The sequence below is a fragment of the Butyrivibrio sp. genome, assembly GCF_017635265.1.
Taxonomy (GTDB): Bacteria; Bacillota; Clostridia; order Lachnospirales; family Lachnospiraceae; genus Butyrivibrio.
In genome coordinates, this window is sequence record NZ_JAGBLU010000099.1 from 15,533 (window position 1) to 27,132 (window position 11,600).

Here is an 11,600-nt window from a genome sequence, read left to right on the forward strand (position 1 = left end):
TAGGTAGGTGGAAGTTATGCTTCTAGATGAGATAAACAAGACAGGCGATATAAAAAATATTCCACAGTCCAAGTACCCGGAGCTTGCTCAGGAAATTAGAGAGTTTTTGATTGAAAAGATATCTGTTTCAGGCGGACATCTTGCTTCTAATCTTGGAACTGTTGAACTTACCATGGCGCTTCACGCAGCTTTGGATCTTCCTGAAGATAAGATAATATGGGACGTGGGACATCAGTCCTATACTCACAAAATTCTTACAGGAAGAAAAGATAAATTTGATACACTCAGGCAGTTTGGCGGAATGAGTGGATTCCCCAAAAGATGTGAATCCGATACGGATTCATTTGACACAGGCCATAGTTCTACTTCTATTTCTGCAGGTCTTGGAATGGTAAAAGCCAGAGATCTGAATAAAGAAGACTATACGGTGGTATCAGTTATAGGTGACGGATCTCTTACTGGTGGTCTTGCTTACGAAGCTCTTAATAATGCAGCCAAGCTTGAGACTAATTTCATCATTATTTTAAATGACAATGAAATGTCTATTTCAGAGAGTGTCGGAGGTATGAAAAAGTACCTCAACTCTGTAAGAACAGCGGAAGGATACCTTAATCTGAAAGAAGACGTTTATGCCCAGCTGCGCACCAATACAAAAGTCGTAGATAATATCAGAAGAGCCAAGAACAGTTTTAAACAGCTTTTTGTGCCGGGAATGGTGTTTGAAAATCTCGGAATAACTTATCTTGGACCTGTAGATGGTCATAATACCGCAGATCTTGTTAAGGTTATAAAAGAGGCAAAAAAGGTAAAAAAAGCAGTAATGATCCATGTCATGACCAAGAAGGGCAAAGGCTATGAACCTGCTGAAAGGCATCCTGCCAGATTCCACGGTACGGAGCCGTTCATTATTGAAAACGGACTACCCAGAAACCCAAGAACAACATCCAATTATCAGGATATTTTTAGTACTGTTATGTGTAAGCTTGGGGGCAGGGATGAAAAGGTTGTTGCTATTACAGCGGCAATGGCTGACGGTACAGGCTTAAAAAGGTTTAGAAATATGTATCCTGACAGATTTATCGATGCAGGAATAGCTGAGGAACACGCTGTTACTTTTGCTGCAGGAATGGCTGCCGGAGGCTATAAACCGGTATTTGCAGTTTATTCATCGTTCCTACAGAGAGCTTACGATCAGATAATGGAAGATGTCTGCCTTCAAAAGCTTCCTGTGGTTTTTGCGATAGACAGGGCAGGACTTGTTGGAAGTGATGGTGAGACTCATCAGGGCATTTTTGATTTATCATATCTTTCATCTATGCCTAATATGACAATTTGTGCTCCCAAGAATAAATGGGAACTTTCTGATATGCTCAAATTTGCAGTGAACTTTGGTGCTCCCATTGCCATAAGATATCCCAGAGGAAATGCTTATGATGGGCTTAAGGATTTCAGGGCTGCAGTAGAACTTGGTAAATGCGAGCCTATTTATGAGGAAAAAGATATCTGTCTTTTTGCTGTAGGATGCATGGTAAAAATAGGCGAAGAAGTAAGAGAAATTCTTAAAAACAGTGGGCTTAAATGCAGTCTTGTAAATGCAAGATTTGTTAAGCCGATAGATACCGAATACATTCACATTGCGTCAAAAAACCACAAGCTCTTTGTGACTATGGAAGAGAATGTCTCAAGCGGCGGTCTGGGCGAGAAAGTCAGGGCTTATATAGATGACAACAGGCTCGACTGCAACGTATTGCAGATAGCTATACCGGATAAATTCGTGACTCACGGCAGTGTTGACAAGCTCAGAAAAGAGCTTGGAATCGACGCAGAGTCTATAGCAGATAGAATTATGAAAGAAATACAAAGGTAATTTTTATGGCAAAAGAAAAATCAAGACTGGATGTGCTTTTGGTTGACAGAGGATTGGCATCTTCAAGAGAAAAAGCAAAGGCACTTATAATGTCGGGAGACGTTTTTGTCAATGGACAAAGGGAAGATAAGCCGGGTACAACCTTTGATGAAACCAAAATAACAAGTCTTGAAGTTAAGGGCGATACACTTCCGTATGTGAGCAGAGGTGGTCTTAAACTAGAAAAGGCAGTTAATAATTTCGGCTTTTCTTTGGAATCAAAAGTCTGTATGGATATTGGTGCATCAACCGGTGGATTTACAGATTGTATGCTTCAAAATGGAGCAGTTAAGGTTTATTCTGTAGATGTGGGACACGGACAGCTGGATTGGAAGCTTAGAAATGATTCAAGAGTTGTCTGTATGGAAAAAACAAATTTCAGATACATGGTCAGAGATGATATAGATGATGATTTGGATTTTGCATCCTGTGATGTATCATTTATATCTCTTACAAAGATTCTTTTACCCGCAAGAAGGCTTTTAAAGGATGGAGGAGAGATGGTATGTCTCATTAAACCTCAGTTTGAAGCAGGGAAAGATAAGGTTGGTAAAAAAGGAGTTGTAAGAGAGCCCAAGGTTCATGAAGAAGTTATACACAAAATAATGGATTTTGTGGGAATAGCAGGATTTGATGTGCTTCATTTGGATTATTCTCCTATAAAGGGACCTGAGGGGAACATTGAGTACCTTATACACATAAGGAAAAATCCTGAGATGAACGATCAGACTAAAGATCTTAGCGAGGCTGATGGCGAGAAAAAGCTGTCAGAGATTGTAGAAGAAAAAAGCGGAATATCCCATGAGTCTTCTATGGAAAAACTCATAGAAGAGACAGTTCTTAAGGCTCATGGAAAACTTGATAAAAACGTTGGGGAATAAAGATGCACAATTTTTGCATTGTCACTAATAGAAGTAAAGATGTAAATCTGGATATAACTAATTACATAAAAGAGTATCTGGAGAAAAACGGAAAAGAGTGTGTTGTAGCAGAGAGTACCAAGATTAGAGACGATAAACACACAGGAAAAGAGTTCAAGAGCTTTATTCCCGAAGATTCGGATTGCTGTATCGTTCTTGGTGGAGACGGGACTATGCTTCAGGCAGCAAGAAGCGCAGCCAGACTTGATATTCCTCTTATTGGTGTAAATCTTGGAACATTGGGATATCTGGCCGAAGTTGAAAAGAGCGGTATAGACGACGCTTTGGAAAGAATCCTTGCAGGAAAGTATGAAATAGAGGATCGAATGATGCTCTATGGAAGTATGAACGGTCAGGAAGGGTACTGCCTTAATGACATTGCAATTACGAGATATTCTTCAATAACAGCGGTTGACTACGAAATATATGTAAATGATTTGCTTTTGTGCAGCTATCATGCAGATGGAATAATTGTTTCTACTCCAACAGGCTCTACCGGCTACAATATGTCGGCAGGCGGGCCGATTGTTGAACCGTCAGCCAATATGATTCTCATAACACCGATCTGCCCGCATACCCTTAATTCAAGGAGTCTCGTGCTCTCTGCCGATACCAAAATAGAAGTGGGAATCGGAAAGTTCAGAGGCGGACTTAATCAGAAGGTCGTAGCTTCTTTTGACGGAAGCGGAATTATTGAAATGACGGCAGGAGATCGTATTGGTATAAAAAAATCCAGTAAGACTACTAAAATTTTAAAGCTGAACAGAGTAAGCTTTTTGGAAGTATTGGGGGAAAAATTCAGATAATTATTCTTTAAGGGGAAGGTGGTTAGAAATGAAAAGAAACAGACATGACAAAATAATTGAGATTATAGCGTCAAATGTTGTAGAAACGCAGGAACAGCTGGCGGCTCTTTTAAAAGAAGCTGGATATGACGTTACCCAGGCTACTGTATCCAGAGATATAAGGCAAATGAAGCTTACCAAACAGGCTACGGAAGACGGTAAATATAAATATGTATATACAACTGCAGACAGCGATGTAATGCAGGATAAATATGTAAGTGTGTTAAAAGCCGGATTTGTGAGTATGGATGTTGCTCAGAATCTGCTTGTAATAAAAACGGTGTCAGGTATGGCAATGGCTCTTGCAACGGCCATTGATGCTTTGGATTTTCCACAGATAATTGGATGCATTGCAGGTGATGACACTATAATGATTGCTATTAAGACCAGTGAAGAGGCAGTTGAAACAATGGAAGAGCTGCGCTCTCTGATGGGAAGAAACTGATAGATTAGTTTTACGGCGGGGTCCTCTGTTTGGAGGAGAAAAGTATGTTATATAGTTTACATGTTAAGAATCTTGCCCTTATTAAGGAGCAGGAGATTGAGTTTTCAAAGGGTTTAAACATTTTAACCGGAGAAACAGGCGCAGGTAAGTCAGTAATACTTGGATCGGTAAATCTGGCACTTGGCGCAAAGGCAGACGGAAGCCTTATAAGAACAGGGGAAGAGTATGCACTTGTGGAGCTTGTTTTCGGAGTTGAGAATAAGCTTCAAAAGAAGCTTCTTTTGGATATGGATGTACCTGTTGAAGATGACGGAAATGTAGTGATCCAGAGAAAAATAATGCAGGGCAGAAGCATATCCAAGGTATGTGGTGAAACAGTTACAACACGACAACTTAAGGATATAGCAAGTGTTCTTATAAACATTCATGGACAGAACGATCATCAGGAACTTCTTCACAAGAAGAAACACATGGAGATTCTTGATGATTATTGTTTGGATGAGCTAAAACCATATTTAGATAAGCTTTCAGACAGATATTCGGAGCTAAAAGAGCTTGAAAAGAGTCTTGAAAGTACCAATATTGATGAAGCTGCAAGACTTAGAGAACAGGAACTTTTAGAGTTTGAGACCGGGGAGATTGAAGAAGCTTCCATAGTTCCCGGAGAAGATGAACAGCTTGAGAGCAGATATCACAAGATGGTCAACAGCAGGAAAATTTCAGAAGCTGTTTCCGTTGTGTCTTCTATGACCGGATCGGGTGATGGTGATGAGAATGCATCCGATATGATAGGAAGGGCAGTGAGAGAGCTTTCATCTGTTGCGTCCTATGACAATGAAATTGAGGATCTTTTAAATCAGCTTTCTGATATAGAGAATCTTTTAACAGATTTTAATCATGCTCTTTCAGGATATCTTGATGATCTGGAATTTGATGATGAGGACTACAGAAATACAGAAGAGCGTCTCAATACCTTAAATCATCTTAAGGACAAATACGGCGGAACTTTGGAAAAGGTTCTTGAGTATTACAATGAAAAGCTTGTAAGACTTGAGGCTTTAAGCGACCTTGATGCCAACAGAAACAAGATTCTTGCTGAAATTTCATCCAAGAAAGAGGAAGTTCTTTCTCTATGTAAAAAGATATCCGATATCCGGAGAAAGCATGCCAAAGTTCTTCAGAAAAGCTTGACAGAGGCACTTGTTGACCTGAATTTTATAGATGTAAAGCTTGAGATAAAGATAACAAGTGATGAAGAAAAAATTTCCGCAAAAGGTTATGACGATGCTCAGTTCATGATTTCTACCAATCCGGGGGAGAGCATGCGAGCTATGGACCAGATAGCAAGCGGCGGTGAGCTTTCACGAATTATGCTGGCATTAAAGACAGTAGTTGCGGATAAAGATGACATAGGCACACTTATTTTTGATGAAATAGATGCAGGAATTAGCGGTAAGACAGCATGGAAGGTCTCCAAGAAGCTTGGGGAGCTTTCAAATGAGCATCAGATAATATGCATCACGCATCTTCCGCAGATTGCGGCCATGGCTGATACTCACTTTATGATTGAAAAGGGGCTTGAAGATGGACGTACTGTAACCAACATTTACAAGCTTTCCGGAGAAGATAGTGAAAAAGAGCTTGCAAGACTCCTTGGAGGTGATATGCTTACAGATGCCAGCCTTCAGAATGCAAGAGAAATGCGACAGTTAGCGCAAGAGACTAAACGAGGAAAATGAGATGACTATCGATAATGATGATCTTTTAAATAGTGTAATGGCTTCTTTGGGGAGAATTGATACGATTTCTCTTTCCGATTTGCCCGGTATTGATCTTTATATGGACCAGCTCACGACATTTATGGATGAGAGGCTGAAAAAGACCACAAGGTACCCTGATACGGACAAGATACTGACTAAGACCATGATCAATAATTATGCCAAGAATGATCTTTTACCGCCTCCTATCAGGAAAAAGTATTCAAAAGATCATCTTATTTTGCTTATTTTCATTTACTACTACAAAAGTATACTCTCTATAAGTGACATACAGACGCTTATCAAACCTTTGAAGGAGAGGTTTCACGTAAGCGATGGCGAGTTTAATCTAAGTGAAATCTATAGGACTGCCTATGAACTTCAGAACGAGGAACTTGAACCTGTTATGGCAGATCTGAAAAAGAAATATGCCCGTGCTCAGGAGACATACAAGGATGCGGATATTTCCGAAGAGGAAAGAAAGCGTATGCAGATGTTTTCTTTCATTACTCTTTTGTCTTACGACGTTTATGTAAAAAAACTTCTCATAGAAAAGATTCTCGATAACGTCGTAGCAGATGATGACGAAAAAAGCGGCAAGAAAGACAAGTCAAAGGATAAGAAGAACAGAAAATAAGGAACTATTTTAATGGGAATTTACGATACACTTAACACGCAGCAAAAAAAGGCTGTACTACAGACGGATGGTCCTGTGCTTATACTTGCGGGAGCCGGGTCCGGTAAGACCAGAGTTTTGACGCACAGAGTTGCGTATTTGATAGATGAATGTAATGTCAATCCATGGAATATCATGGCTATTACTTTTACCAATAAGGCAGCAGGTGAGATGCGTGAGAGGGTTGACAAGATTGTAGGATTCGGTGCGGAAAGTATCTGGGTTTCAACTTTTCACTCAAGCTGTGTAAGGATTCTCAGAAGATATGCTGACAGGCTTGGATATGGCAATAACTTTACAATTTACGATACCGATGATTCCAAGTCCCTTATGAAGGATATCTGCAAAAAATATCAGCTTGAAACCTCAACCCTTAAGCTTCGCGGCATCATGGGGAGTATTTCCAAGTGCAAGGACAATCTTGTTTCAACTAATGAATATGCGTTAAACACTCAAAATGAGTACAACAAGGTCAGAATTTCCAAGGCTTATACAGAATATCAGAGTGCTCTGAAAAAGAACAACGCAATGGATTTTGATGACCTTATTTATAATACTGTAGAGCTCTTTAAAAAGAATCCTGATGTTCTTGAGTACTATCAGGACAGATTCCGCTATATTATGGTGGATGAGTATCAGGATACCAATAATGCGCAGTTTGAGTTTATAAGACTTCTTGCTGACAAGTACAGAAATCTTTGTGTCGTTGGTGATGATGATCAGAGTATATATCGTTTTAGGGGCGCCAATATCAGAAATATTCTTGATTTTGAAAAGGTATATCCTGATGCCACAGTTATAAAACTTGAACAGAATTACCGTTCTACTCAGCAGATTCTTAACGCTGCCAATGCAGTTATAAGTAATAACTACGGACGTAAGGATAAAGCTCTTTGGACAGAGGAAAAAGATGGTGAAATGGTTCACCTTAGGCAGTTTGATACTGCCTATGATGAGGCGGAATTTATAGCTTCCGATATAGGACGACTTAAGAGAAACGGTAAGCTCTCTTATAATGAAACAGCCGTTCTTTACAGAACTAATGCCCAGTCAAGACTTATAGAAGAGAGATTTGTCCATGAAGGTATTCCTTATGACATTGTAGGCGGTACGAACTTCTATTCAAGACGCGAGATCAAAGATCTTTTGGCATATCTTAAGACCATTGATAACGGAAGAGATGATATCGCGGTAAAAAGAATAATAAATGTTCCCAAGAGGGGCATTGGAGCTACAACTATAGAGTATGTTCAAAATTATGCTGACGAAAGGCAGATCAGTTTTTTTGATGCTCTTTGCGAAGCAGATCAGATAATGGCTGTCAGCAGAAGTGTATCCAAGCTTAAGGATTTTGTTACTATGATCAGAGCCTTCAGAACCAAGCAGAAATCCTATTCTCTTGAAGAACTTTTAAAGGATGTCATTGATATCACCGGATATATGGATTTTTTGAAAACTCTTGATGATGACGATGACAGTGGAGATAACGACAGAGCTGGCAACGTGGATGAGCTTATTTCCAAGATCGCTGCCTATGAGGAAAATGAAGATGTTCAAGAGCCGACTCTTTCCGGATTTCTTGAGGAAGTGGCACTTGTAGCGGATATAGACAAAATCGGAGACGACAATGAAAAAGTGCTTCTAATGACGCTTCACAGTGCAAAAGGACTTGAGTTTGAACACGTCTACCTCGCCGGTATGGAGGAGAATGTTTTTCCTTCATATATGACGCTCCAGACAGAAGATTCAGATCCTGAAGGGATTGAGGAAGAAAGGCGTCTTGCTTACGTTGGTATAACAAGAGCCAAGAAATACCTTACCCTGTCAGCAGCCAAACGCAGGATGGTAAGGGGAGAACCATGGTTTAATCAGCTCAGCAGATTTGTAACGGAGATTCCGGATGAGCTTTTGGACAGATCAAAGCCTAAAACAGATAAGCCCGCATTTCTTTTTGATGACGGAGATTCTATCGACGAGTATGAAGGTGTAGAAGATACTTACGGAAGATCGGACAGATATAGGGATGATGATTCCTTTGGCAGTTCTGATAAGTACAGTAGAAGTTCTTATGGAAGATCAGGTTCTGATAAGTACAGCGGAAGTTCTTACGAAAGATCAGGCTCCAGTGAGTACGGCGGAATTGGCGTTAAGTCTTCTTACCAAAATAAGAGCTTTGGAAGTGACAGCAGCGCTTCTCAGTTGTCAAACAGCTACAAAATAAAGGCAAAGCCTGCTCCTAAAAAGCCGAGAGCTGTGCCTCAGAATAAGCCCTATATTGCTACGGCTGCAAAGACTCATGTAAAAGGTTCTCTTGCAGGAATTTCAAAGGGAATGCCCATTCAGACTTCAAAGCCTGAGTACAATGAAGGAGACAGAGTAACTCATATCAAATACGGTGTGGGTACTGTTACAGCCTTGGAGGCAGGTCCAAGAGATTATAAAGTGACTGTTAATTTTGATGACTGTGGGCAGAAAATAATGTATGCAGCTTTTGCAAAATTAAAAAAGATGTGAGTAGACTATAATTCTCAGTGAGATAATGATTGATTTCAGAATTATGGTATACTGATATTAACAATTTTTCTTATAGAAAGGGGTTACATATGGAAGTAAAAACAAAGATCGATGACATTATTGAAATGACACGTATTAACGAACTTCTCGACAAGAGAGAGGCTGCAAATGCCAAGAAGCCTTCCAACGTGATCCTGTGGTGTCTGGCTGTTCTTGGCTCTATTTCAGCGGTTGCAATTATTTCATATCTTGTTTACCGCTATATGACACCGGAATTTGAAGATGATTATTATGATGATGATTTCGATGATTTCGAAGATGACTTCGATGACGATGATTTCATCAAGGAAAGTTAAGAAGTTAAAAAGTGAAGAAAAAAGAGATTTATACAGGAATTGTAAAAAGGGTTGAATTCCCTAATAAAGGCATAATTGAAACTCCTGACGGGAAGATTGCTGTAAAGGGCGTTCTTCCTGATCAGAAGGTTTCGGTGCAGATACAGAAAGTAAGAAATGGAAAGGCAGAGGGACGACTTTTAGAAGTGTTGGAAGAAGCCCCGGACTGCATAGAAAGTCCATGCATTCATTTTGGGAAATGCGGTGGATGCAGTTATCTTACGATGCCTTATGTTAAGGAGCTTGGACTTAAAGAACAGCAGGTGAGAAGCTTACTAAAACCTGCAGTTGAGAGAAATACTATAAGGTTTACTTGGGAAGGCATAAAAGTAAGCCCTATTAAGTTTGCCTATCGTAATAAAATGGAGTTTTCTTTTGGCGATGAGGTCATGGGAGGCTCCCTTTGTCTTGGTATGCATAAAAAGGGAAGCTTTTATGACATCGTAACCGTCAGCGGATGCAGAATAGTAGATGATGATTACAGAGCCATTCTTTCTGCAACTTTGGATTATTTTTCACCTATGTATGACAGGAAAGAAATTTCTTTTTACCATAGGATGAAACAGGAGGGATATCTTAGACACCTTCTTGTGAGAAAGGCGGTAAGAACCGGAGATATTCTTATTGATCTCATCACTACGACCAAAGAGGAACACGACCTTTCTGGCTTTAGGGATGCTCTGTTAAATCTTGAGCTGGAGGGAAGAATTACCGGAATCCTTCACACAAAAAATGACTCTCTTGCAGATGCGGTTATTGATGAGGGAACCGAAGTTCTGTTTGGTCAGGATTATTTCTATGAGCAGCTTCTGGGGCTTAAGTTCAGAATCACTCCATTTTCTTTCTTCCAGACCAATAGCCTTAGTGCAGAGATTTTGTATCAGACGGTAAGAGGCTATATTCAGAGCCTTTATGATCAGAAAAACATCAAAGAAGACGGTGTAATATACGATCTTTATTCCGGGACAGGAACTATTGCACAGTTACTGGCTCCGGTTGCCACAAAGGTCATCGGTGTGGAAATCGTTGAGGAAGCAGTAGAAGCAGCCAGAGAAAATGCAAAGCTTAATCACTTGGATAATTGCGAATTTATCGCAGGTGATGTACTTAAGGTTCTTGATGATATTAAGGTGAAACCGGATATTATTATCCTTGATCCGCCGCGTGACGGTATCAATCCCAAGGCTCTTTCCAAGATAATTGGCTATGGCGTTAACTATATGATCTATGTCTCCTGTAAGCCGACATCTCTTGCCAGAGACCTTGAAGTCCTTCAGGAAAATGGTTACATGATGAGCCGCGCAGTGGCTGTAGATCAGTTCCCGTGGACTTCGCATTGTGAAACCATTTGTCTTCTTACAAAGACAAATAACGGCGAAAACTGAGTGTTATAGGAACTGTTATTCCGAAGAACTATTATTCTTGTTTTATTTGCGGTCCGCCTGTCTGGCGGACTGCTACTATTCTTTCATTCGAAAGACAAGCAGCGATGATTCCTAATCTTTTCGCTGCTGATATTCCAAAGTTTAACTACATATAGCATGTTTTCTGCTGCTTGTGGCATGATTTTTGCTGCTTGTGGCATGATATCTGCTACTTATAGCGTGATATCTGCTACTTATAGCATGATTTCTGTTACTTGTGCAATTTCGGTGATAGTGGCAGCTGATTTTAGTGAGGTGAACTCTGCCTATATCCTGAGTATCGCTTGTGTAGGCAGTTGATTTTAGGAGATCAGTTCTGCCTATATCCCGAGTATTGCCGCTATAGGCAGTTGATTTTGAGGGATAAGTTCTGCCTATATCCTGAGTATCGCTTGTGTAGGCAGTTGATTTTAGGGGATCAGTTCTGCCTATATCCCGAGTATTGCCGCTATAGGCAGTTAATTTTACGTTGGACAAACTGCCTATATGGCGGGAATGGCAAATGGTAGCAGAAAATTGCTACTTAAAATCAATGCCTATATTGCAAGAGAACTGGATTTAGGCAGAACAACAATTGTAAAATGGACCCCAAGAAGTGGACACGACGAATAATCATTTTGGCAGGATTTTACGCAACGAATCCGACGTGTGGACATAAAACTGGCTGTATTTCTTTGATGAAAATGTGGTAATCCCATCATGTGGACACGGATTCAGC

The 11,600-nt window shown here is 40.2% G+C and carries 10 protein-coding genes; all 10 read left to right on the plus strand.

Features of this window, described 5'->3' with window-relative positions; translation table 11 throughout:
- The first annotated feature begins 16 nt into the window (after positions 1-16).
- The 10 genes from dxs (at position 17) to J6O61_RS11705 (ending at position 11,494) form a co-directional block, all read left to right on the plus strand.
- Positions 17-1,867: a 1-deoxy-D-xylulose-5-phosphate synthase gene (dxs, locus tag J6O61_RS11660; RefSeq protein ID WP_292213333.1), complete on the plus strand. Its 1,851-nt coding sequence runs from the start codon at positions 17-19 to the stop codon at positions 1,865-1,867.
- Between the two features lie 5 nt (positions 1,868-1,872).
- Positions 1,873-2,787 (plus strand): TlyA family RNA methyltransferase, encoded by a 915-nt coding sequence (locus J6O61_RS11665; RefSeq protein WP_292213336.1) that lies wholly within the window; start codon positions 1,873-1,875, stop codon positions 2,785-2,787.
- A 2-nt stretch (positions 2,788-2,789) separates the two neighbouring features.
- Entirely contained in the window at positions 2,790-3,632 is an 843-nt protein-coding gene (locus J6O61_RS11670) for an NAD(+)/NADH kinase (protein WP_292213338.1), read from the plus strand.
- A gap of 28 nt (positions 3,633-3,660) precedes the next feature.
- Entirely contained in the window at positions 3,661-4,116 is a 456-nt protein-coding gene (gene argR / locus J6O61_RS11675) for an arginine repressor (RefSeq protein ID WP_292213340.1), read from the plus strand.
- Positions 4,117-4,160: 44 nt separating this feature from the next.
- Positions 4,161-5,855, plus strand: a complete 1,695-nt coding sequence (gene recN / locus J6O61_RS11680; protein ID WP_292213343.1) for a DNA repair protein RecN — start codon at positions 4,161-4,163, stop codon at positions 5,853-5,855.
- A 1-nt stretch (position 5,856) separates the two neighbouring features.
- Positions 5,857-6,510: a DUF1836 domain-containing protein gene (locus J6O61_RS11685; RefSeq protein ID WP_292213346.1), complete on the plus strand. Its 654-nt coding sequence runs from the start codon at positions 5,857-5,859 to the stop codon at positions 6,508-6,510.
- A 12-nt stretch (positions 6,511-6,522) separates the two neighbouring features.
- The gene (locus J6O61_RS11690; protein ID WP_292213349.1) at positions 6,523-9,063 is read left to right on the plus strand and encodes an ATP-dependent helicase; all 2,541 of its coding nucleotides are present in this window, start codon (positions 6,523-6,525) and stop codon (positions 9,061-9,063) included.
- Between the two features lie 89 nt (positions 9,064-9,152).
- Positions 9,153-9,419: a DUF4366 domain-containing protein gene (locus J6O61_RS11695; protein WP_292213351.1), complete on the plus strand. Its 267-nt coding sequence runs from the start codon at positions 9,153-9,155 to the stop codon at positions 9,417-9,419.
- Between the two features lie 11 nt (positions 9,420-9,430).
- Complete coding sequence (gene rlmD, locus J6O61_RS11700; protein ID WP_292213354.1) at positions 9,431-10,843, plus strand: 23S rRNA (uracil(1939)-C(5))-methyltransferase RlmD; 1,413 nt, start codon at positions 9,431-9,433, stop codon at positions 10,841-10,843.
- Between the two features lie 525 nt (positions 10,844-11,368).
- Positions 11,369-11,494: a hypothetical protein gene (locus J6O61_RS11705; protein WP_292213356.1), complete on the plus strand. Its 126-nt coding sequence runs from the start codon at positions 11,369-11,371 to the stop codon at positions 11,492-11,494.
- The last annotated feature ends 106 nt before the right edge of the window (positions 11,495-11,600 follow it).